Genomic DNA, 22,915 nt, shown 5'->3' with positions numbered 1-22,915 from the left:
TTTGATTTTTTTAAATTATACTGATTTTTGAAATAAACCATTATTTATCCGAAGTAAAACTTCTGCAATCAAAAATCGTAACTCTTCAGGTTCGTTTTACCACTAAAAAATAAAACAATATTGTCGCAAAGTCACAAAGAAAAAATAAGTTTTTGAACATATTAAATAATTAAATTATCTCAAAAATAGCTTCTTTGATTTGAAATTTGTGCCTTTGCGTCTTTGTGGCAGAAATTAGCCTAGTGTTTGTACTACTGAATGGTTACCAAAAATCTAAACTTTTCGTCCCATTAAATTTTCACCAAAAGCTCTTAGCATTGCTTTTTTATCAGCACTGACATTCATTTTATCTAATGTTTGGAAAGCTTTAAATGTAAAATCCTGAATGGCGTCTTGTGTTGCTTTTGAGGCACCGGAGCTATTAAAAATCTCTTTCACCGCCTTGATTTTATCTGAATTATCATCTGGTTGAACAGAAAACAAATCCATCAATTGTTGTTGCTGTTCTTTTTCTGAAAAAGCAACGGCTTTTAGATATAAATAGGTTTTTTTGTTTTCAATAATATCACCTCCCACTTGTTTTCCAAAAGTTTCCGGATCACCAAAAGCATCTAAATAATCATCCTGCAACTGAAAAGCCAATCCTAAATTCAGACCAAAATCATAAATTAAATTCGCATTTTCCTTAGAAGTTTCGGCAATAATTGCACCCATTTTCATTGCTGCAGCAACTAAAACAGCCGTTTTATATTCGATCATTTTAAGATATTCCGGAATGGTAACGTCATTTCTAACTTCAAAATCCACATCCCATTGCTGTCCTTCGCAAACTTCGAGAGCAGTTTTGCTAAACAATTTAGCCAGTTTACGAAATATTTTTGGCCGGTATTTTTCAAAATATTGATATGCCAAAATCAACATCGCATCACCAGATAAAATTCCGGTATTTATATTCCATTTCTCATGAACCGTTTCCTTCCCTCTTCGCAAAGGCGCATCATCCATAATATCATCATGAACTAACGAAAAATTGTGAAAAACCTCAACTGCTAAAGCTGCTGGCAACGCTTTTTTATAATCTGCATCAAAAACTTCAGCACTCATAAGTGTAAGTACCGGACGCATTCTTTTTCCTCCAAGATCTAAAATATAATGTATCGGATCGTACAAATTCTTAGGCTCTTTGGCTTCATATTGTGATTGCAAATATTCCGAAATGAACTCCTGATACTGATAAATGGTATGCATAAATTAATTTTTGGCTAATTTACAGTATTCACTCTTTATTCCAAACTACGTTTCTTAATGAAATGTTAAATAATCATAAATACATTGGAAACTATTTTGGTATTCAAAGTTTCCTATCTACATTTGCATCGAAATTTAACATTTCAATTACAGTCATTTCAAACCATTATGAAATGAAAATCAAACCTAAATAAACCCAAAATATTATGACAACAACTTGGACAATTGATTCCACACAATCTGATGTTCTGATTAAAATAAGACATTCTATAATCGCCTATTTAGCAGGAACCATTAACAAATTTAAAGGACATATAGACATTCTGAATAATGAAATTGAAGATGCTTCGATCGAATTTTCTTTAAATGTAAACAACACCGATACGAAACTGGAACAAATTGATTCTCATCTAAAATTGAATGATTTTTTTGACATCAATGAATATCCAATTATAAGTTTTAAATCTACGTCTTTTCAAAAAGTGAACAAGAATATTAATTTTTTGAAAGGAAATTTAACTATCAAAAATATCACAAAAGTTGTTGAGCTTGACGCAGAATTCATTGGAATCAACGCTTATAATGGCGATCAAAAAGCTGCATTTGAAATAACGGGAGACATCAATCGCAAAGATTTTGGATTAACATCAAATGCATTTACTCAAACTGGCGGAATAACTACTGGGCAAGACATCAAACTTATTGCAAATTTAGAATTCACAGTTTAAGTCGTTTTATGTAAATGTTAAATAATTACAAAATAACTGGAAACTATTTTGGTGTTCAAAGTTTCCTTATTACATTTGCACTCGAAATTTAACCTATTTCTATAAATTAAATAAACCGTAACAGGTTAAGAATAAACAAAATGAAAGAGAAAATTATATCAAAAGCAAGTGAGATGTTCTTAAAGCTAGGTTTTAAGAGCATTACCATGGATGATATTGCCGGAGAAATGTGCATTTCTAAAAAAACGATTTACAAGTATTTTTGTAATAAGGAAATACTCATTGAGGAAAGCACTGCAACAATTCATAAAGAAATACACCAGATTATTGACGATGTTATTTTAAAAAATTACAATGCAATTCAGGAAAATTTCGAGATAAGAAAATTGTTTAAAGAAATGTTTAAATCATCGGATACTTCTCCGGTATACCAATTAAAAAAGCATTACCCAGAAATATATGAAAAGGTAATGTCCAGAGAGATTAACGAATGCAACACTATTTTCAAGCAAAATATTGAGAAAGGGATTAAACAAGGATTGTATCGCGAAAATGTAAATATTGAAAGCTATATCCGATTTTATTATCTCTTGGTTTTTAGCATTAAAGAAACCACAAGTTCTGAAAAAGAAGCTCAAAAATTAGAACTTGAAATTTTAGAATACCACACCAGAGCTTTGGCAACGCCAACTGGAATTATTGAACTTGAAAAACACATACTAAAACCTAATATATAATGAAGAATATAATTTTAACCACTTTCTTGATTTTTGCAATCACTGCAAAATCACAAGAAATTAAATCGTTAACGCTAAAAGATGCGATTACCTATGCTTTAGAAAATAAAGCAGATGCTAAAAAAGCCAAACTTAAAGTAGAAAATAGCGAATACCAGATTCAAGAAGTACGTTCCAGAGCATTGCCTGAAATTTCTGCAAACGGAGGATTGACTTACAATCCTATTTTACAAACCACTTTCCTTGATGGAGGGTCTTTTGGTGGTGAGCCCGGATCTACAGTTAAACTCAATTTTGGACAAAAATGGAATTCAACAGCTGGTGTTTCTTTGACACAAACCCTTTTTGACCAATCTGTTTTTACAGGTTTAAAAGCAGCAAGATCAACCAGAGAATTCTATCAGATAAATGATCAGTTGACAGAAGAGCAAGTAATTGAAAGAGTGGCGAATAATTATTATCAAGTATACGTTCAACGCCAAAGATTAAATGTTCTGGACAGTAATTATGTTAACACAAACAAAGTGAAAAACATAATCAAAGGACAATTTGATAACGGTCTGGCAAAAAAAATTGACTTGGATAGAATTTTAGTGAAAATTTCGAATATCAACACACAGCGTCAACAAGTTTTGAATGCAGTTCAGTTGCAGGAAAATGCTTTGAAGTTTTATATAGGAATGCCAATTGAAACAAAAATCATTATTCCCCAAACAGAATTTCAAGTTACGCCTCAAGCATTCTCTGAAGCACCAAATACAGCAAACAGAACAGAATATCTGCTTTTGAAAAAACAAGAACAATTATTAACGTATCAAAAGAAAGCAGATGAAGCGGCTTATTACCCAACGCTTTCATTTTCGGCAGGTTATAATTATATTGGTCAGGGCCCGGAAATACCTTGGGGAGGAAAACCTTCTGATGGCGTTTATTGGTCTGATTTCTCTTCTGTTGGTTTGAACTTAAAAGTTCCCATTTTTAAAGGATTTGGAACTCGAGCAAAAGTAAGACAGGCAGATGTTAATTTGAGATCATTGAAAGAAGACATAAATGATACGAAATTAAGCCTTGATTTAGCTTATGAAAACGCAAAAATACAAATTGACAACAGTGTAATTACGATCAGCAACCAAAAAACAAATGCACAATTAGCACAAGATGTTTTAGACAACACCAGAAATAATTACATACAAGGACTAGCTTCTTTAACTGATTTATTGGATGCTGAAAATTCATTGACCGAAGCTCAAAACAACTACACAACGGCAATATTAGATTACAAACTGGCAGAAATTCAATTAATCAAATCAAAAGGAGAATTAAAAACATTACTAAACAACTAAGAACATGAAAAAAAATATAATAACCGGAATAATCATTTTAGGCGCAATAGCAATCATAGCAGTAGTTTTAACAAACAACAAAAAAGAAAACGAAGCAAAAACAGCTCTTGTAGCTGAAAAAAATGCAAGTGTTTCCGTTAAAGTTGAAACGGTAAAAACAGAAGAAATTTCACTTGATTTTTCGGCAAATGGAAATTTTGAACCACTACAAGAATTGAGTTTTTCAGCAGAAAAACCAGGAAGAGTGGTACGTGTTTTAGTTGATGAAGGATCAACGGTACGTATTGGTCAAACCTTAGCCATTGTAAGAAGCGAACAAATTATATCGGACTTACAAACAGCACAAGCTTCCTATCAAAATGCATTAAGTGATTATAATCGTTTTGAAAATGCATTCAAAACAGGAGGAGTTACAAAACAACAATTAGATCAGGCAAAATTAGGGTTAGTAACTGCAAAATCAAGATTACAGCAAGCTAAAGTTAATATTGGCGATACTAATATCAAATCTACCATTAACGGCATTGTAAATAAAAAATATATTGAGCCAGGATCAGTTCTTGGTGCTGCAACACAAATGTTTGACATAGTAAATGTGTCCAGATTGAAATTAAAAGTTACAGTTAATGAAAATCAAGTAGCCAGCTTAAAATTAGGAAACAATGTGAATGTTAAAGCAAGTGTTTATCCTGATGCTAATTTTTCAGGTAAAATTACTTTTATCGCTCCAAAAGCTGATTCCCGTTTAAACTTTCCTGTAGAAATAGAAATTGCTAATAACTCCTCTAATGATTTGAAAGCAGGAATGTATGGAACAGCTGAATTCGCTTCAAACCAACAAAAACAATCGTTGATGATTGTTCCTAGAAATGCATTTGTAGGAAGTGTAAGCAGCAACCAAGTATTTGTAGCAGAAAACGGAATTGCTAAACTAAAAACGGTTACTGCAGGTAGAATACTTGGCGACAAAGTAGAAATTTTAAATGGTCTTTCTGATGGTGAAACTGTAATTGTTACAGGGCAAATCAACCTTCAAGACGGATATAAAGTAGATATTATTAAATAATTTATTAATGGAAATGGTTCGTTATAAAAAATGATTGACCTTAAAAACTACACAGACCATTAATACTTAATAATCAACAATAAAATATATGAAATTAGCAGAAATATCTATAAAGCGTCCCTCCTTAGTAATTGTATTGTTTACAATGCTAATTTTAGGCGGACTGTTTAGCTACAGTCAACTAGGATACGAATTAATTCCTAAATTCGAAACTAATGTTATTACGATAGCGACTGTATATCCTGGAGCTTCCCCGAGTGAAGTTGAGAATACGGTAACCAAAAAAATTGAAGATGCGGTCGCTTCTTTAGAAAATATCAAAAAATTAGACTCTAAATCATACGAAAGTTTGTCAACGGTTTCTATCACTTTAACCTCAGATGCTGATGTTGATATTTCCATGAATGATGCGCAACGTAAGATAAATGCCATCATTAGTGATTTACCGGATGATGCCAAAACCCCCTCTTTAAGTAAATTCTCCCTAAGTGATTTACCAATCATGACCATTGGTGCCAATGGAAAGATGGATGAAGCTGCCTTCTATGATTTAATTGATAAAAAAATAGCACCCGTTTTATCTCGTGTAGCCGGTGTAGCTCAAGTAAGTATTATCGGGGGACAAGAACGTGAAATTCAAGTCAATCTTGATGCCGTAAAAATGCAGGGATATGGACTTTCTGTTCCTCAAGTGCAACAAAACATTTTGAGTTCCAATCTTGATTTCCCAACAGGAAATATTCAAACACGTGAACAAAAAATATTAATTCGTTTAGCTGGAAAATACAAAAATGTTGAAGAATTAAAAAACCTGATTGTTTCATCAAATAATGGAATTCAAGTTCGCTTGGGTGATATTGCCGATGTTCAGGATACACAAAAAATTGCCGAAAAAGTAGCTCGTATTGATCAAAAAAGTGCGATTATTTTACAAATCGTAAAACAATCTGACGCCAATGCAGTTGCAGTAAGTGAAGAATTATTAAAAACAGTTACTAAACTGGAAAGTGATTACAAAGTAAATCAACTGAAACTAGAAGTCGCAAAAGACAGTACCGTTTTCACATTAGAAGCTGCTGATTCTGTAGTACACGATTTATTGATTGCCGTGTTTTTGGTTGCCTTTGTAATGTTGTTTTTCTTACATAGTATTAGAAACTCATTGATTGTAATGGTTTCTATACCTGCTTCGTTGATTTCAACATTTATTGGAATTTACTTGCTGGGCTATACACTAAACTTAATGAGTTTACTAGGATTATCACTTGTTGTTGGTATTTTGGTGGATGATGCAATTGTAGTATTGGAAAACATTTACCGACACATGGAAATGGGTAAAAACAGAGTACGTGCTTCTTATGATGGAACTGCCGAAATTGGAGGAACTGTAACTTCAATTACCTTAGTAATTGTTGTTGTATTCTTACCAATTGCGATGAGTTCTGGTATGGTTTCAAACATTATTACACAATTTTGTGTTACCGTAATTATCTCAACCTTACTGTCACTTTTAGCTTCGTTTACAATTATTCCTTGGTTGTCTTCCCGTTATGGAAAATTAGAACACATTGAAGGTAAAAATCTTTTTGGAAGAATTATTCTTGGGTTCGAAAGCTACTTAACTCGTTTTATCAACTGGATTACTCACTTGTTAACTTGGTGTTTAGATCATTACAAGACTACCTTAGCGATTGTATTATTGTTGTTTTTTAGTTCGATAGCACTAATTCCTGCAGGATTTATTGGTGGAGAGTTTTTTGCAGCATCAGATAGTGGCGAATTTTTAGTTCAAATAGAAATGCCAAAAGATGCGTCATTAGAACAAACCAACTTTATGACTCAAAAAGCAGAAGCCTTTTTGAAAACTGAAGAATATGTAAAAAGTCAAATCACAACCGTTGGGCAAACCAGCGAAGGTTTAGGAGCATCACAAGCTACCGCTTACAAATCAGAGATTGACGTAAAAATGGTTGATAAAAAAGATCGTTCAGATGAGGCCTCTGTATATTCAGCTAAAATAAAACGTAAATTAGAAAAAGTATTGGTTGGAGCAAAAGTAAAAACCGCCCCTGTTGGTATTTTAGGAACTGCCGAAGATGCTACCTTAGGATTAATCGTAACTGGTTCTTCACTAGAAAGCGCGATGGCTTTTGCCAAACAAGCTGAAGCTGAATTGTATAAAATCCCAGGAGCAACAGAGATCAAATTATCTGTAGAAGATGGAAATCCAGAAATCAATGTCAAAGTAGATAGAGATAAAATGGCAGCACTTGGATTGAGTCTTCAAACTGTTGGTTTAACCATGCAAACGGCGTACAGCGGAAATACAGATGGGAAATTTAGAGCAGGAGAATACGAATATGACATCAATATCAAATACAACAGTTTTGACAGAAAAAGCATTGATGATGTGAGCAACTTGATTTTTATAAATGAAAGAGGCGAACAAATCAAATTATCACAATTTGCCACTGTACAAGAAGGTTCTGGACCAAGTCAATTAGAGCGTAGAGATAAAACAGCATCGGTTACTGTAAAAGGGCAAAATATTGGTGTACCAGCAGGAACTATTGTTAATCAATGGCAAGAAAAATTGGATAAACTGAAAAAACCAACAGGTGTAAATTATATCTGGGGTGGAGATCAGGAAAACCAATCGGAAGGTTTTGGAACATTAGGAATTGCATTGTTAGCGGCTATTATATTAGTTTACCTTGTAATGGTTGGATTGTATGACAGTTTTGCGCATCCATTTGTAGTATTATTTGCTATTCCACTTTCATTTATTGGAGCCTTATTAGCTTTGGCATTGACGAACAAAACCTTGAATATATTTACCATTCTTGGTATGATTATGCTAATTGGTTTGGTTTGTAAAAATGCGATTATGCTGGTAGATTATACGAATCAAAGAAGGGCTGCGGGAGAATCGATAAGAAATGCTTTAATTCAAGCTAATCATGCGAGACTTCGTCCAATTTTGATGACGACTATTGCAATGGTATTTGGTATGTTCCCGATTGCATTAGCATCTGGAGCCGGAGCAGAATGGAAAAATGGGTTGGCTTGGGTAATTATCGGAGGATTAATTTCTTCGTTATTTTTAACCTTGATTGTCGTTCCTGTGATATACGAAATTATGGAGAAATTAATTTCCAAATTTAGTAAAGGAGAAAAAACAGATTACGAAGCTGAAATGGTTGCAGATTATGACCATAAAGAATTGAGTGAGGATGGTTTTAATCCAAAACATACATTGTAAAACTACATTGTTTTAAAACACAAAACCTGTTCAATTCGTTTGAACAGGTTTTTTTTATGGTTAAAAAATTCCTTTTTTCAAGTGAATTGTAACGGTTAAACTTTCTTTATAACATACGTTACAATTCCCCAAATAATCAATTGATTTTCTTCAGTAACTTTTATGGGAGAATAATTAGGGTTTTCAGGCATAAGAAACAAGCAATTTTTCTCTAACTGAATGCGTTTTACGGTAAATTCCCCGTCGATAAAACAAATAGCTATTTTGTTGTTTTGTGGCTCCAAGCTTCGATCCACGACCAAAACATCTTTGTCATTTATACCGGCATCAATCATTGAATTTCCTTTGACTTTGATATAAAAAGTAGCCAATGGATTTTCGCTTAACTGTTTGTTCAAATCAATACTACTTTCCATAAAATCCGCGGCCGGCGAAGGAAATCCGGCAGAAACACCTTCAGACATGAAAGGAATTTTTAAGTCACTTTCAAAGTCGGGCAGAAAGAAAGTGAGTTTTTGATTTTTGTTTAGTGGCATTTTATTTCGAGAATATGGTTGAAATTAGTGGTATATTTAGGAGATAAATGATTCTGATTCATATTCCAGGTCAAACTTAAATTTTGTGTGGCCAACTTTACTTTTTTATCTCCAATTTTGTTATTGAGACGATCCATTACTTTCATTAACTCTAAATGTTTCGGGTTTTCCTCATCAAATAACTGCAATTGTTTTCTATTTTCATCAATAAGTTCCGTAACAATAACCCCGGCTTTCTTGAATTTTATATTTTCATTTCCCTCATATATTTTTTTCAAAATATCAATTGCCGTATTTGAAATTGTCAAAGTAGAATTGGTCGCGAAAGGCAAGGTAACCGCCATATTAAAATAGTATTTGGAAGTTTGCACGGTATGTTTATCAATAACCAACATTACAATAATGGTATGACAACAAGAGTTTTGTTTTCGTAATTTCTCTGCACAAACTGATGCAAAAGTGGCAATACGTTCCCGCAACAAATCAAAATCAGAAATCTGTTTTGGAAAGCTTCTGGTAATAGCAATACTTTTCTTTTGGTCCGCAATAGGTTCTAAATCCAAAACTGATTTTCCTTCTAATTCATATTTCAACCGAAGCCCAGTTACTCCCATTTCTTTCTTAATCCAAGCTTCGTGTTGTGGTGCTATAAAATCTAAAGCAGTGGTAATATTTCGAGCTTTCATCTTTTTATTCATTCGATAACCAATACCCCAAACATCTTCAATCTTTGTCCATTTCAAAGCTTTGATTCGTTTTTCATCACTGTCTATCACATAAACACCATTGGTTCTGTCTTGAAATTTTTTGGCGATTTTATTGGCTACTTTTGATAAAGCTTTGGTTGGAGCAAAACCAATACAAACGGGAATTCCCACCCATTTTTGTATGCGGGTTTTCATTTGAATACCATAATCATGGTAATCTAAAACCTGTAAACCATTAAAATTAAGAAAAGCTTCGTCAATGCTGTAAATTTCGACATTAGGCGTAAATTGGCCTAAAATTGACATCACCCGATTACTCAAATCACCATAAAGGGCATAATTCGAAGAAAATAACGTTACCCCTTTTTCTTTTACCAGCTCCTTGATTTTAAATGCCGGCGCACCCATTGGAATTCCAGCCGCTTTAGCTTCACTGCTTCTGGAAATTACACAACCATCATTATTTGACAATATTGCAATAGGTTTTCCTGCGAATTGAGGTTGAAAAACCCTTTCGCAAGAAGCGTAGAAATTGTTACAGTCGACTAAAGCATACATCGTACAAAATTACTCAATATGCTTTTATGCGAGTAAGTAACATAAGTTAATTTTCGGATTTGTTGATAAGTAAAACAGATTGGCTTTTAAGAAATAAATTAGATTAAAACTCGAAATTGAACCCTTTTTGAGTTAATTTTTCATAAATTTCAGGGTCGAATTTATACAATTGTGCAGCTCGATGGGAAACATCTTGTTGTTTTTCATCCAATAGGACTAGTAATTTCATCTGTAGAATCTTTCTGTGGAAATTGGATTTGTCTAATGTGATTCCTAATATTTCCTCGTAAAGATGTATGAGTTGCAATAAAGTGAATTTTTCGGGCAATAAGTTAAAACCTATTGGAGCTTGACGTACTCTGTTGCGTAATTGCATCAAACTAAAGTCTAAAATTTCGTTGTGGTCAAAAATTAAATTTGGTATGTCGTTAATTTTATACCATTTAGCTTCCTTTAAGGTAAGACTGGCTTTTATATTATAATCTTCTCGGTTTACCAATGTGTAGTAGGCAATGGTTACAACCCTTCTTTCACTTACACGATTTGGATTGGTAAAAGCTTTTTATTGCTCTAAATAGATGTTGTCAAGACTAGTTAGTTCATGCAATATTCGTTGAGCAGCCTCATCTCTTCGTAACCAACCTCCAAGAAGCTCCCCATTTTCCTACACTTTCTCCTTCTGCATGTTGCACTAAAAGAATTTCAAGACTTTCTTTGTTAAATCCAAATATAACACAGTCAATAGAAATTCCATCAATAGCTGGCCAATGCTTCTAGAACGACTTTAGAAATAAAAGGCGATGAAACAACGGGTTGGTCAAAAAGCTGGCGCATCAATCTTTGGGCAAGACTTTGGGACGGCAATCATGCTTATAAAATGTTCCGTGAACTACTTCGCTATGTAGATCCTGATGGAAAGAAAACAGAGAAGTCAAGAAGAGGTGGCGGAACGTATACCAATTTATTTGATGCACATCCTCCGTTTCAGATAAACGGAAATTTTGGCGGTGCCGCTGCAGTTGCAGAAATGTTGGTTCAGTCTAATGAAAACGAAATCAGATTACTCCCTGCCCTACCCGATGCTTGGGAAAGTGGTGTCGTAAAAGGAATTTGTGCCAGAGGAGGATTTGTAATTTCGATGGAATGGAATGATAAAATTTTGAAGAAAGTAACTGTTTTTTCTAAAAAAGGTGGAAATACAACACTTATTAATGGAGACAAAAACCAAAATATTACTTTGAAAAAAGGACAGAAAACAGAATTAATCTGGTAACATTTAATTTTAAGACATTTTAACTTACTGTTGAAATTCTTTATTTAAGCACAGAACTAAGTTCCTGACGGTATTGCGAAGCACTTTTACCCGTAAACTCCTTGAATGATTTATTGAAATAGCTAAAATTATTGAAACCACTTTCAAAACAGATTTCAGTAATGCTTATGGGTTTTTCTGCCAGTAGTTTAGACGCGTGGACCAAACGATAATCATTTACAAAATGAGTAAATGTTTTATTGGTGATTTTTTTAAAATAACGGCAAAAAGAAGGTACAGTCATGCTTACCAATACAGCCACTTCTTCTAGCGTAATATGTTCCTGAAAATTATCTTTCACATAATTAAAAACCGCATTAATACGATCATTATCCTGCATCTGCATTTCCATCCTAAATCCATCAGCATTCAAAACGGTATATTCATTGGATAATTCCAGTTCATTGAGAATGCTTAACATGGTCAGCAACTTTTCAAAATGTGACTGTTTTTCCATAGATTCAATTTTCTTCCCAATATTCTTTTTAGTTTCTCCTTCAAAAGCAATTCCAGCTTTGGCTTGACTAAAAAGATTCCGAATATTCTTCATTTCGGAAATATCAAAAAAATCATTCCCCAGAAAATCCGGTTTCATCTGTATAACCGTTTCATTTTTATTCCCTGTTTCTTCATTGGTAAACCCACAATGAGGCAAGTTACTTCCTATAAGTATTAGATCTCCATCAGTATAATAGGATATATGGCTCCCTATTTGTCGCTTCCCGGATCCTCCATTTACAAAAACCAATTCGATTTCTGGATGATAATGCCATAAATGTGCCTTACTGTTGGCATTTTCAACATATTGAGAAAAGTAAAAGGAACTCCCAAAGGATGGTGCTATAATTTCAAAGGCAGGCGGTACTATTTTCATCGACTACGTATTTAGAATTAGTACAAAATTACCTAAAACAGACACACAATTATCTTTTTTAACCTTAATCGATTTCGTAAAAGGTAAAATAGCACATAAATTAGAAAATCCTGTACTACTTCATAATGAATCTCTTAGGGTAATTTAGCATCAGATAAATAATCAATTATAAATCTAAACATTTACATTATGAAAAAGATTTTAAAATTTAGTTTAGTCTTAGCCGCAGTAGCATTAACTGCCGTAGAAGCACATGCAGGGAACGCTGATTTCTCATTAGATTTAAAAAAAGAAGAAGGAAAGACTGTAAGTTTTACTTTAAGAGAGATCAAGAAAATCGACTTGTCGATTTATGACACCAGTGACAATTTAATTTATCAAGAAAATGTTACTTCTGACGACGATATTAACAGAACATATGATTTAACGGCTTTCCCTGACGGAGTATACTATTTACAAGCTGAAAGCGACCTTAAAATCTCAAAGTATAAAATTGAGGTTGTTGGTAAAGTAGCTAAATTATCTGCTGATGCTGTTTCTGAGGTTTATAAACCTTCTTTAACAACTAAAAATGGAATAATAACACTTAACATGTTAAACGTTTCTCAAACTCCAGTTACTGTTAAAATTTACAACTCAAATGATATAGAGGTATATAAAGAAACCTTACCTTCTGAAATAAATGTGGGTAAACTATTTGATGTAAGTAACATTGAAGGAGACAGATGCACTTTTGTGATAACTTCTAACGGGAAAACTTTTATAGAAACCGTTGATGCTAAATAGTGATTAAATAAATTGTAGTAATTTGAGAAGGCTGTCTTTTTGGGATAGCCTTTTTTTGTTTTGAACTATTTTAAATTGCTAAAGGTTTCCTATAATTTTATCCATAACCCAACTAGTATGAGCACCGGTTAATCCTGTTGAAGGATGTTTACTATTCCCAAGAAGATGTTCCCGCATTTGCTTTGCATGATACAACTGAATATTTTCTGGATGTTCAACAAAGACTTCGGTTTTTCCTTGCTCATTAGAAAGCACTAAAGGCTCATTTTCAAAGACAGAGAATGTAATTTTTCCTTTACTTCCAAAAATTTCGACTTTATCTTCCCGCTCATAACAACCAAAGTTCCAACTTCCAGTTCCAGTGATTCCAGATTCATGAACCCAACAAGCTGTAGCGGCATCTTTGGCAGAATACAATCCCTGTTGATTAAGACTTATACCAGAAACCTCTTTTATATTCCCTAAAAGATGAATAAACAAATCCAGTCCATGACTCGCCAAATCATCAAAGTATCCACCAGTAGCAATCTCAGAGTCAGTTCTCCAATTATATTCTCCAGATAAATCTTGAGTCGTTGTAGCTTTACTCAAATGCCATCTTATATGTCTGACTTCACCAATGCTATTATAATCTAGCCATGTTTTTATCTGTTCAAAACGAGGTAAAGTGCGCCTGTAATACGCAACGAACAAAGGTATATTTTTTGCTGCAAAGGCTTCATAAATTGCGAGACTATCCTGATAATTGGGTGCCAAAGGTTTTTCGATACAGCAAATTTTTCCGGCTTGAGCCACCTTAAGTCCGTAATATTTATGAGTATCCGGAGGTGTCGCAATGTAAATCGCATCAATTTCTGGGTCATTAATTAAGTCATCACCATTAGTGTAAAATTTATCTATTCCATGTCTTTTAGCATAATCGGAGGCTTTACCAGCATCTCTTCGCATTACTGCTTCAATTTTAAACCCATCTGTTTTCTGGTACGCAGGACCACTTTTCATTTCGGTAACATCACCACATCCTAATATTCCCCAACGAATCACTTTTGTTTTTTCAATCATACTAATCATTTTACATTGATGCTGGCCTCCCGATTTTATCGACCCAATTCCTTAATTCTGCAAGAAAACAAATTAATTAGGCTGAGAGTAAATTTAAATATTTATTGTGAAAGACAAAACCTTCATAAAGGTTATTTAACAACCATTGGAAATAAAACAACTTTTCGTTTTTGCCAAATTCATTGGTATAGTACCTATTTTGATAGTTGTATTCAGTAAAATGGTAAGAAAAAAATATCGTAAAAATAGAAATTGTATTTAAAAAATACTAAATATTCATTCTATCATAAATTATTATATTCTATTTTTAAAAATAGTAACTTACTGATTTAAAATTACTTACACTTATCCAACCAAGTAACAACCTACAAGTACAAAACCGTGATTCTAATTTTTGGCACGCTACTTGAATATCCCTAATCCAATAAGTAAAAAGCGAAAGCCGAAAAGCTCAAGAGTAGGCAAAACACAAAATAAATTCGATTATGAAAAAAATTACCCTTTTAGTAGCTAGTATCTTCCTTATTGGAGGTGGTGTAGCGAATGCAACAGAAAAAACCAATTTTTCTCTTGAGAGAAGATTGCCTGTTGATTTTAGAAATGCGGAACCAATTGTGTTCATCGAAAGAGGAATCGAATTTTTTGTATTCCCTGACGGACAATTAGATTTTAATACACGTCCTTCAACTGGCGGTTATAAGTACAATAAATCTAACAAAAGAGGCTCATTAAATAAAACGTATGGCGCACAGACAAATACCCGAAACAAAAATTACGGTGTAAAAGTGGAACACGATAATATGGGCAGAGTGAGAAGAATTGGAAATGTCTCTATCAACTATGATTCGAATGATAGAATTAAACGAGTTGGTACTGTCTATATGGCCTACAACCGTTATGCCTTGGAAAGAGTAGGTGGATTAGAAATTATCTACAACCGTCGTGGTCAGATTGTTGATATTGTTGGATCTGTAAAAGGAGGTAGAGCTTATGAATACAGCCAAAACGATTATGACAATACCGATTATGAATATGGAAATAACCAAAATTCAAATGATCAGGATGACTACTATTATAAAACTAATGGGCCTAAAGCCAAAAAAGAAAACACTAGAGTAGTAGGTAGTGTAGATATCAGAATAGATAAAAGATTTTAGTTGATTTTAAATGGTTGGTTTGAAAAATCCCGTTGGTATTCTTATCAACGGGATTTTTGTTTGAAGCTATTTCCTGCTATCCGCTGTATCTTTTTAAAAGGCTAAAAAAGCCTTATAAAAAGGATGCCACTCCTATCAGGGCTAAACCTTTAAAAATAGATATTTAGGAATCAACACAACTCCAAATAGCAGAGCTAAAATAAGAAGAATTTTTATCTATTGAACACTCCGCTCTAACTGTTTTAATTACAACCATCAACTCCACAGCTATCTCCATCAGTAGTATTCAATACAGTTACTTTCGAATCAAATTTACCTTCTTCCCATACTTTTTCAAGTGTTTTTACAAACGTTTCAACATGTTGCGCACCCGAAACTGCATATTTACTATCGAAAACAAAAAAAGGAACACCTTGAACACCGACAGATTGCGCTGCTGCAATATCCTGCTGTACATCACTTGCGTAGGCATCGGAATGCAGTACTTCATCAATCATTTCGACATTCAGCCCTACTTCCAGTCCCAATTCTTTCAATGTGTTCAAATCATTAATGTTCTTGCCATCGGTTAAATACGCTTTGAAAAGTAATTCTTCTAAGTCATTTACCAAATTATACTTTTTAGCCAAATGCAACAAGCGATGTGCATGCAATGAATTCGCCATAACTGCTTTTTCAAAATGAAAATCCAGTCCTGAATTCTTAGCATTTTGAGTCATATTATCAAGCATTTCTTGTGCCCAATCGGTATCTTTTCTATATTTTTCTGCCAAATGTTCTACCATATTGTCTTCCGGAGAAGCTACAAAGCCAGCGTCCAACTGAAAACTTTTCCATTCAATTTCAACCGCATCTTTATGTTCGAAATTTTGTAATGCATCTTCTATTCTTCTTTTTCCGATATAACAAAACGGACACATGATATCCGACCAGATTTGTATTTTTAATGTATTTGCCATCTTCCTTTATTTAGTAAACGATTAAATCATTTGTATATACAAATTTAATAAAAGTAGTTTGAAATCAATTCGACATTATGCTTTTATTAGGAATTGAGAGATTGGTTTTATTCGAAATAATTCATAAAAAAACCATCAAAATTGCTCTTGATGGTTTTCTGTATATTTTTAAAGCTTTAGTTTATGCCAATAAATCCAACACAAATGAAGGGAACAAACCTAATGCGATATTCAATACAATCGCTATAACGGCAACTGCATAAATAATAACCGGAGTTCCTTTTCGTTCTTCATTCGGTTCTTTAGTATACATCGCCAAAATCAATTTGAAGTAGTAACCAACGCTTATAATAGAATTCACAACTGCTACGATTACTAAAGCCAAATAACCGGCTTGAATCGTTTGATTGAACAAAACCAACTTAGCAAAGAATCCGGCAAAAATTGGAATACCTGCCATGGAAAGTAAAGCTGCAGTAAGAATCGCTGCTAACAATGGGTTGGTTTTTCCTAATCCGTGGAAATTCACAATATCTTCGTTGTCTCTATTTTTACAAACGTATAATATCACACTAAAAGCAGCGATTCCTGATAAAGAATACGCTGAGGCATAATACAATAAACTTCCTGCTGATGTAGACAAACTCAACAAAGTCATCAACATAAAACCGGCGTGGGAAACCCCTGAAAAAGCCAACATACGTTTTACGTTTGTTTGTCTCAATGCCATAATATTACCAACAGTCATCGAAGCCATAGAAATCACGACCACAATAATTTTGAATGACTCAGAAATATCAGCATTCATTACTGATAACAATTTGTATAAAGTCGCCATAGCAACTACTTTCGCTAAAGTGCTCATCAATGCCGTTGTCAACGCCGGAGAACCTTCGTAAACGTCCGGTGCCCAGAAATGAAATGGAACTGCAGCCACTTTAAACAACATTCCGATTGTTACCAATACAATTCCTATTGGGAACCAAACTGGCAATTCTGCTGATTGTGATAATTCACTGATTTCTGTAACATCAAAACTTCCCATGGCTCCATAAATTAAACAGATACCAAACAGAATGATTCCCGAAGCAAAAGATCCCATTAAGAAATACTTCATTCCCGCTTCGTTACTTTTTAAATTCATACGATCACTTGCCGCAAGAATATAAAGTGCAATAGACAATACTTCGATTCCTAAAAAGAACATCGCTAAGTTCCCAAAAGAAACCATCGCCACTGCTCCTGCCAATAAAAATATTTTTATGGCAATATAATCAGAGATTTTAGATTGATGATTTTCGTAAAAATTATGTCCTAAAGCCACCAAGAAAATGGTAAGCACAATAAACAATGATGAAAAAGTACTTGAAAATTTACTGACAACAATCATGTTGTTATAGTAACTCTCCGTTGAATTAAATTCAGATATGGTTAAGCCCAACACTCCCAATAATCCAAGTATTGTTATTGGAACAATGGCTTTCCTTAAATTAAATATTTCAAATAAAAGGCATAAAACACCTAATCCTATTATAGCTATTAATGTATTCATTTTTTGATTGTTTGATTTAGGATTTACGAATTAGGATTTAACAAACCGACTAATTCTTTATATCTGAAACCTAATTTATTTGTATTAATAATATATTTTTATTGTACTAATTTTTTTACTTTGAACAGAATCATTTTTAATATCTCACAAAAATCTGAAATCAAAAATCGTTAATCTTCATTCTAAAATCAAAATCCTAATTTCTATTGATAACTTTAAGAATTTCTTCCAGACTTGGGGTAATCAAATCGGTAATTGGTTTTGGATACATCCCAAAAAAGAATAAAACACCAATTATTAGTACCAAAGTTATTCCTTCATTAACTGTTACATCAATAAAAACTTTAGAATTGGTTTCTCCTAACATTGCATGTTGAAACATTTTCAACATATAATACGCTCCTAAAATTATCGTTATTCCTCCTAGAATGGCAAACCAAATATTAATTTGTGAAAGACTGTATAAAACGGTGAATTCTCCAATAAAGTTGAAAGTAGTAGGCAAAGCAACCGATGCTAATACCAAAATCAAAAACATCGAAGTGAATTTTGGTGATTGCGTACGAATACCGCCCATTTCAGCAATCGCTCTGGTTTCATATCTTCTGAAAATAATTTCAGCTGCATAAAACAATCCAACAACTACAAATCCGTGTGCAATCATTTGTAAAACTGCTCCACGCAATCCGTCTAATGTCAAAGTATACGTTCCAGCTGCTATTAATCCAACGTGAGCCAAAGAAGAATACGCTAGTAATTTCTTTAAATCTTTTTGTTTCAATGCAACAATAGATCCGTAAATCACACCCGCAACTCCAAGTCCGATAAAAATGTACATGTATTCCTTAGCAGCCAATGGCGCCAATGGCAATTGCCAACGGATAACACTGTACAATCCCATTTTTAGCATGATACCAGACAAAAGCATTGTCCCAACAGTTGGTGCTTTTTGGTACACATTTGCTTGCCAAGTATGAAAAGGAATTAATGGAATCTTAATCGCATACGCCAAGAAGAAAGCCAGGAATATCCAAAATTGTTCCGTTGCTGTTAAATTCAATTTGTATAAATCTTCTAATAAAAGACTTCCCGCTTGTTGGTACATATAAACAAAAGCCACCAACATAAATAGAGAACCTGCCAATGTGTAGATAAAGAATTTAACAACTGCTTTTTTGCGTTCTTCTGCGTCTCCGTTACCCCAAATTAAAGCGATAAAGTAAATAGGAATTAATGATAATTCCCAGAAAATATAATACAACAAACCATCTGATGCCAAGAAAGTTCCTGCCATTGCAAACGCCATAAACAAGATTAAAGCATAAAATGATTTTGAATTTTTATAGTCATTCCCAAAAGAGGAAAATATAATTATTGGAGTCAAAACTGTGGTCAATAAAAGCATTGCCATTGATAATCCGTCTGCTTTTAGAGCAAAAGAAATATTAGGTTGGGTAATCCACTGGTTGATGAAACTGATATTTTCACCTAAATTATAGTGATTTAATAATACAATAAAAGCGCCTGCAGCAGCTAACCCAAAGAACAAAGCCACTTTTGAAGCCAGTTTATCGCCTGCAAGAAAAGTTGCAAACGCACCAACCAAAAGTATAATTAATATTAGAGATACATTCATAGTGTAAGATTATTGAGCTAAAAATAAATAAGAAACAATGGCACAAAGCCCTAATACGAAAACAAAAAGATAAAGACCAATGCTTCCATTTTGTATTTTCTTTCCTTGGTAACTTATTTCGTTGGTAACTTTTGCGAATCCAAAAACTAAAGCTGACAAACCTGTTTCTATAGTATCTCTGAAAAAACGAGACAAGAAATTAATTGGTTTAACAAAAATAGCGTCATAAAATTCATCAACATAATATTTATTGTAAAGCACTTTAGAAAACCCTGTAATTTCAGCATCTTCTGTAGGAACTGTATTTTGTTTGATGTATTTAGCGTAAGCAATACCAATTCCTACTAATCCACCCACAACGGCAATAGCCATCAAGATATATTCAGTAGTGCCTAAATGGTGTTCAGCGGTTGCTAATTTTGGCAAAATAGGAGTCAAATAGCCATTCAACCAACTGTTTCCAGGCAAACTAATCAAACCACCAATAGTAGCCAAAATTGCTAAAACAATCAAAGGAATGGTAATCAAAGAAGGACTTTCGTGCAAATGGTGTTTTTGTTCTGCAGTTCCTCTAAATTCTTGAAAGAATGTCAAGAACATCAAACGGAACATATAAAAAGCAGTCATTATGGAAGCAACCGAAGCCACAACCCATAATGGAATATTATGATGGAAAGCCACTAATAAAATTTCGTCTTTCGAGAAAAACCCTGAAAACAATGGAACTCCTGAAATCGCTAAAGAAGCAATTAACATCGTGATAAAAGTAATTGGCATGGCCTTTTTCAAACCACCCATTTTACGCATATCCTGTTCCCCGTGCAAAGCGTGAATTACAGAACCTGAACCTAAGAACAAACAAGCTTTAAAGAAAGCATGTGTGATTACGTGGAAAACAGCCACTTCATAAGCCCCTAAACCTAAAGCCAAAAACATTAATCCCAATTGAGAAACAGTTGAATAAGCCAATACTTTTTTGATATCATTTTGAACCAGTCCAATTGTTGCGGCTACCAAAGCAGTAACGGCTCCAACTATCGCGATTATAGATTGAACGCTTGGAACCAAATCAAACAAGAAATTTAATCTGGTAATCATAAAAATACCAGCGGTAACCATCGTAGCTGCATGAATCAAGGCCGAAACAGGAGTTGGCCCAGCCATTGCATCCGGTAACCAAGTATACAATGGAATTTGTGCCGATTTACCACAAGCTCCAATAAACAGAGCTAAAGCAGCAACCGCAACCCAAAAGTCATTATAATCTGGCGCAGTAGTTATAACTGTTTTTAATGTTGTAAAATCTACAGTTGAAAATAAAGATCCAAGAATGAAAATACCAATTAATAATCCTAAATCCCCGATTCTGTTCATGATGAATGCTTTCTTAGCTGCATCATTAAATTCTTGGTTTTTATGCCAAAATCCAATTAACAAATACGAACAAAGACCTACGCCTTCCCATCCGATGAACATTACTAATAGGTTACTTCCTATTACCAAGGTAATCATGAAGAATATAAACAGATTCAAATACGCGAAAAACTTGTGCATATTTTCATCATCGTGCATGTAACTGATCGAATATAAATGAATCAAAGATCCAATTCCAGTTACGAAAAGCAACCACAAAATTGACAATTGGTCCAATTGAAATCCAAAATCAACTTTGAAATTACTGATTTGGATCCAGTCAAAAAGAGCAATACGAATTCCTTCCGGTTGCGCTGCAATTCCACTGAAGAAATAAGCAGTCGCAATAAAAGAAACCACAACTGATACGGTTCCAATTATTCCTGAAAGTGATTTTCCAAGGCTTTTACCAAAGAAAACATTGATTAAAAATCCTAAAAAAGGAGCAAGAACTAAAACTAAAGCTATATTGGTATTCATTTCCATTTATCCTTTTAAGTTTTTTAAATTATCGATAGTAATTGAGCCTAAATTTCTAAAAATAGAAACCAAAATTGCCAATCCTACCGCAACTTCTGCCGCAGCAACAGCCATCGAAAAGAACACAAAAACTTGTCCTTGCGCATCTTGATGATAGGTCGAAAATGCTACAAACAATAAGTTTACTGCATTCAGCATAATTTCAATTGACATAAATACGATAATGGCATTTCGTCTGTACAACACTCCGAAAACACCAATACAAAAAAGTATTACGCTCAGGAATATATAATTTTCAATACCAATGTGGTTTAAAATATTGTTCATCTTATTTTTGCAATTTTTCTTTTTTAGACAATAACACAGTTCCAATCATAGCAACCAAAAGTAATATAGAGGCAAATTCAAACGGAACCATATATTCATTCAACAGTATTTTACCCAATACTTTTATAGATTGATAATCTTCGCCGGTTGTTACATATTCTCCAACAATAGGTTTTGAATTGATGAAAATGGCAATCAAAACCAAACAAATCAAACAGAAAGAAACAATAGCTCCTAATCGCGTAATTCTAGGTCGGTGTACTTCTCTTTCTTCGTTTAAATTCATCAACATGATGGTGAACAAAAACAAAATCATAATTGCTCCAGAATACACAATAATGTGAACTATCGCCAAGAATTGAGAATTCAATAATAGATAATGACCCGCAATCGAAAAGAAACAAATCACTAAATAAATAGCGCTGTGAATCGGATTTTTGCTAAAAATTGTCAAAAATGCGGTTGCTAATGTGATAGCAGCCAATACACAAAAAATTATAAGTATCGTAGACATTAGTTAGCGTTTTTAAGTTGAGCGTTTTTCATTGCCATTTCAAGCGGCATGACCAATTTGTCTTTTCCAAAGATAAAATCTTCTCTCTCATAGCTCGAAGGAACTAAAACTTTAGAAGTTGTCAGGTAAATGGCGTCTTTTGGACAAGCCTCTTCACACAATCCACAAAAAATACAACGCAACATATTAATTTCATATATCGACGCATATTTTTCTTCCCTGTACAAATGTTTTTCATCTGCTCTGCGTTCTTCAGCCTTCATCGTAATCGCTTCTGCAGGACAAGACAACGCACATAAACCACAAGCCGTACAGTTTTCTCGACCTTCCTCATCACGCTTCAACATGTGCTGACCGCGATACACCGGACTCATCTCACGTACTTGCTCCGGATATTGAATCGTTACTTTTCTTTTAAACAAATGCTGAATCGTAATTATCAAACCTTTGACAATCGCAACAAGATACATTCTTTCCCAAAAAGTCATCTCCTTGTTAGAGACTTGCTTTTTTCTTCCCGATAAGGATATACTTTCTATTGACATTTTTTATTTTTATTTGAAGCTTAATCCTGCTATTCGCTGTATCTTTTATTTTTTAAAGAAAAAAACAAAAGGATGCCGCTACTATCAGGGCTAGGGCTTTTTCTATATAAATT

At 33.7% G+C, this 22,915-nt stretch carries 20 protein-coding genes and 1 pseudogene; 8 read left to right on the top strand and 13 right to left on the bottom strand.

What is annotated here, in order from left to right; genetic code table 11:
- Positions 1-273: 273 nt before the first annotated feature.
- Complete coding sequence (locus ACM55F_RS00825; RefSeq protein ID WP_416851775.1) at positions 274-1,248, bottom strand: polyprenyl synthetase family protein; 975 nt, start codon at positions 1,246-1,248, stop codon at positions 274-276.
- Between the two features lie 206 nt (positions 1,249-1,454).
- On the opposite strand from ACM55F_RS00825, the gene ACM55F_RS00820 reads away from it, so the two are divergent.
- From ACM55F_RS00820 to ACM55F_RS00800, 5 genes are all read left to right on the top strand, one after another.
- A complete protein-coding gene (locus ACM55F_RS00820) occupies positions 1,455-1,976 on the top strand; it encodes a YceI family protein (protein ID WP_416851773.1) in 522 nt (173 codons plus the stop codon).
- A 140-nt stretch (positions 1,977-2,116) separates the two neighbouring features.
- A complete protein-coding gene (locus ACM55F_RS00815) occupies positions 2,117-2,713 on the top strand; it encodes a TetR/AcrR family transcriptional regulator (protein ID WP_416851772.1) in 597 nt (198 codons plus the stop codon).
- A complete protein-coding gene (locus ACM55F_RS00810) occupies positions 2,713-4,056 on the top strand; it encodes a TolC family protein (protein ID WP_416851771.1) in 1,344 nt (447 codons plus the stop codon). The genes ACM55F_RS00815 and ACM55F_RS00810 overlap by 1 nt, the downstream gene beginning before the upstream one ends.
- Before the next feature lie 4 nt (positions 4,057-4,060).
- A complete protein-coding gene (locus ACM55F_RS00805; RefSeq protein ID WP_416851769.1) occupies positions 4,061-5,122 on the top strand; it encodes an efflux RND transporter periplasmic adaptor subunit in 1,062 nt (353 codons plus the stop codon).
- Between the two features lie 88 nt (positions 5,123-5,210).
- The gene (locus tag ACM55F_RS00800; protein ID WP_416851768.1) at positions 5,211-8,384 is read left to right on the top strand and encodes an efflux RND transporter permease subunit; all 3,174 of its coding nucleotides are present in this window, start codon (positions 5,211-5,213) and stop codon (positions 8,382-8,384) included.
- Positions 8,385-8,479: 95 nt separating this feature from the next.
- Here the strand turns inward: ACM55F_RS00800 and ACM55F_RS00795 are convergent, their stop codons facing one another.
- From ACM55F_RS00795 to ACM55F_RS00785, 3 genes and pseudogenes are all read right to left on the bottom strand, one after another.
- Positions 8,480-8,920 carry a LexA family protein gene (locus ACM55F_RS00795; RefSeq protein WP_416851767.1) on the bottom strand — a complete coding sequence of 147 codons (441 nt, stop codon included), beginning with the start codon at positions 8,918-8,920 and terminating at the stop codon, positions 8,480-8,482.
- Positions 8,911-10,185 carry a Y-family DNA polymerase gene (locus ACM55F_RS00790; RefSeq protein WP_416851766.1) on the bottom strand — a complete coding sequence of 425 codons (1,275 nt, stop codon included), beginning with the start codon at positions 10,183-10,185 and terminating at the stop codon, positions 8,911-8,913. Before ACM55F_RS00790 ends, ACM55F_RS00795 begins: the two co-directional genes overlap by 10 nt.
- Before the next feature lie 103 nt (positions 10,186-10,288).
- Positions 10,289-10,943, bottom strand: a pseudogene (locus ACM55F_RS00785) (NUDIX hydrolase).
- Between the two features lie 2 nt (positions 10,944-10,945).
- Between ACM55F_RS00785 and ACM55F_RS00780 the strand changes: the two are divergent.
- Positions 10,946-11,458 (top strand): glycosyl hydrolase family 95 catalytic domain-containing protein, encoded by a 513-nt coding sequence (locus tag ACM55F_RS00780; protein ID WP_416852041.1) that lies wholly within the window; start codon positions 10,946-10,948, stop codon positions 11,456-11,458.
- Between the two features lie 40 nt (positions 11,459-11,498).
- On the opposite strand, the gene ACM55F_RS00775 is transcribed toward ACM55F_RS00780, so the two are convergent.
- Positions 11,499-12,371 carry an AraC family transcriptional regulator gene (locus ACM55F_RS00775; RefSeq protein ID WP_416851765.1) on the bottom strand — a complete coding sequence of 291 codons (873 nt, stop codon included), beginning with the start codon at positions 12,369-12,371 and terminating at the stop codon, positions 11,499-11,501.
- Between the two features lie 189 nt (positions 12,372-12,560).
- On the opposite strand from ACM55F_RS00775, the gene ACM55F_RS00770 reads away from it, so the two are divergent.
- Positions 12,561-13,157 carry a hypothetical protein gene (locus ACM55F_RS00770; RefSeq protein WP_416851764.1) on the top strand — a complete coding sequence of 199 codons (597 nt, stop codon included), beginning with the start codon at positions 12,561-12,563 and terminating at the stop codon, positions 13,155-13,157.
- Between the two features lie 78 nt (positions 13,158-13,235).
- On the opposite strand, the gene ACM55F_RS00765 is transcribed toward ACM55F_RS00770, so the two are convergent.
- Entirely contained in the window at positions 13,236-14,219 is a 984-nt protein-coding gene (locus ACM55F_RS00765) for a Gfo/Idh/MocA family protein (RefSeq protein WP_416851763.1), read from the bottom strand.
- Positions 14,220-14,704: 485 nt separating this feature from the next.
- On the opposite strand from ACM55F_RS00765, the gene ACM55F_RS00760 reads away from it, so the two are divergent.
- Positions 14,705-15,376: a hypothetical protein gene (locus tag ACM55F_RS00760; RefSeq protein WP_416851762.1), complete on the top strand. Its 672-nt coding sequence runs from the start codon at positions 14,705-14,707 to the stop codon at positions 15,374-15,376.
- Between the two features lie 242 nt (positions 15,377-15,618).
- Here ACM55F_RS00760 and ACM55F_RS00755 read toward each other — a convergent pair whose 3' ends face one another.
- The 7 genes from ACM55F_RS00755 to ACM55F_RS00725 form a co-directional block, all read right to left on the bottom strand.
- Positions 15,619-16,335 carry a DsbA family oxidoreductase gene (locus ACM55F_RS00755; protein WP_416851761.1) on the bottom strand — a complete coding sequence of 239 codons (717 nt, stop codon included), beginning with the start codon at positions 16,333-16,335 and terminating at the stop codon, positions 15,619-15,621.
- Positions 16,336-16,516: 181 nt separating this feature from the next.
- Positions 16,517-17,887: an NADH-quinone oxidoreductase subunit N gene (locus ACM55F_RS00750; protein ID WP_416851760.1), complete on the bottom strand. Its 1,371-nt coding sequence runs from the start codon at positions 17,885-17,887 to the stop codon at positions 16,517-16,519.
- Positions 17,888-18,083: 196 nt separating this feature from the next.
- The gene (locus ACM55F_RS00745) at positions 18,084-19,523 is read right to left on the bottom strand and encodes a complex I subunit 4 family protein (protein WP_416851759.1); all 1,440 of its coding nucleotides are present in this window, start codon (positions 19,521-19,523) and stop codon (positions 18,084-18,086) included.
- 9 nt (positions 19,524-19,532) lie between these two features.
- Positions 19,533-21,416, bottom strand: coding sequence for an NADH-quinone oxidoreductase subunit L (gene nuoL, locus ACM55F_RS00740; protein ID WP_416851758.1), 1,884 nt, complete (start codon positions 21,414-21,416; stop codon positions 19,533-19,535).
- Between the two features lie 6 nt (positions 21,417-21,422).
- Positions 21,423-21,743 (bottom strand): NADH-quinone oxidoreductase subunit NuoK, encoded by a 321-nt coding sequence (nuoK, locus tag ACM55F_RS00735; protein ID WP_066079401.1) that lies wholly within the window; start codon positions 21,741-21,743, stop codon positions 21,423-21,425.
- Position 21,744: 1 nt separating this feature from the next.
- The gene (locus ACM55F_RS00730) at positions 21,745-22,257 is read right to left on the bottom strand and encodes an NADH-quinone oxidoreductase subunit J family protein (RefSeq protein WP_091172454.1); all 513 of its coding nucleotides are present in this window, start codon (positions 22,255-22,257) and stop codon (positions 21,745-21,747) included.
- Entirely contained in the window at positions 22,257-22,802 is a 546-nt protein-coding gene (locus tag ACM55F_RS00725) for a NuoI/complex I 23 kDa subunit family protein (protein ID WP_416851757.1), read from the bottom strand. Before ACM55F_RS00725 ends, ACM55F_RS00730 begins: the two co-directional genes overlap by 1 nt.
- Positions 22,803-22,915: the final 113 nt, after the last annotated feature.

The organism is Flavobacterium melibiosi (assembly GCF_048158545.1).
Lineage (GTDB): Bacteria > Bacteroidota > Bacteroidia > Flavobacteriales > Flavobacteriaceae > Flavobacterium > Flavobacterium melibiosi.
Note: the sequence above shows the minus strand (reverse complement) of the source record. Positions and strands in the feature narration are given on the sequence as shown.

Coding starts and splice junctions, on each gene's coding strand:
- ACM55F_RS00725 (WP_416851757.1), bottom strand. CDS start 22,802: ATGTCAATAGAAAGTATATCCTTATCGGGAAGAAAAAAGCAAGTCTCT.
- ACM55F_RS00730 (WP_091172454.1), bottom strand. CDS start 22,257: ATGTCTACGATACTTATAATTTTTTGTGTATTGGCTGCTATCACATTA.
- ACM55F_RS00750 (WP_416851760.1), bottom strand. CDS start 17,887: ATGAATACATTAATAGCTATAATAGGATTAGGTGTTTTATGCCTTTTA.
- ACM55F_RS00765 (WP_416851763.1), bottom strand. CDS start 14,219: ATGATTGAAAAAACAAAAGTGATTCGTTGGGGAATATTAGGATGTGGT.
- ACM55F_RS00805 (WP_416851769.1), top strand. CDS start 4,061: ATGAAAAAAAATATAATAACCGGAATAATCATTTTAGGCGCAATAGCA.
- ACM55F_RS00755 (WP_416851761.1), bottom strand. CDS start 16,335: ATGGCAAATACATTAAAAATACAAATCTGGTCGGATATCATGTGTCCG.
- ACM55F_RS00760 (WP_416851762.1), top strand. CDS start 14,705: ATGAAAAAAATTACCCTTTTAGTAGCTAGTATCTTCCTTATTGGAGGT.
- ACM55F_RS00775 (WP_416851765.1), bottom strand. CDS start 12,371: ATGAAAATAGTACCGCCTGCCTTTGAAATTATAGCACCATCCTTTGGG.
- ACM55F_RS00815 (WP_416851772.1), top strand. CDS start 2,117: ATGAAAGAGAAAATTATATCAAAAGCAAGTGAGATGTTCTTAAAGCTA.
- ACM55F_RS00800 (WP_416851768.1), top strand. CDS start 5,211: ATGAAATTAGCAGAAATATCTATAAAGCGTCCCTCCTTAGTAATTGTA.
- ACM55F_RS00825 (WP_416851775.1), bottom strand. CDS start 1,248: ATGCATACCATTTATCAGTATCAGGAGTTCATTTCGGAATATTTGCAA.
- ACM55F_RS00745 (WP_416851759.1), bottom strand. CDS start 19,523: ATGAATGTATCTCTAATATTAATTATACTTTTGGTTGGTGCGTTTGCA.
- nuoL (WP_416851758.1), bottom strand. CDS start 21,416: ATGAATACCAATATAGCTTTAGTTTTAGTTCTTGCTCCTTTTTTAGGA.
- ACM55F_RS00820 (WP_416851773.1), top strand. CDS start 1,455: ATGACAACAACTTGGACAATTGATTCCACACAATCTGATGTTCTGATT.
- nuoK (WP_066079401.1), bottom strand. CDS start 21,743: ATGAACAATATTTTAAACCACATTGGTATTGAAAATTATATATTCCTG.
- ACM55F_RS00790 (WP_416851766.1), bottom strand. CDS start 10,185: ATGTATGCTTTAGTCGACTGTAACAATTTCTACGCTTCTTGCGAAAGG.
- ACM55F_RS00770 (WP_416851764.1), top strand. CDS start 12,561: ATGAAAAAGATTTTAAAATTTAGTTTAGTCTTAGCCGCAGTAGCATTA.
- ACM55F_RS00810 (WP_416851771.1), top strand. CDS start 2,713: ATGAAGAATATAATTTTAACCACTTTCTTGATTTTTGCAATCACTGCA.
- ACM55F_RS00795 (WP_416851767.1), bottom strand. CDS start 8,920: ATGCCACTAAACAAAAATCAAAAACTCACTTTCTTTCTGCCCGACTTT.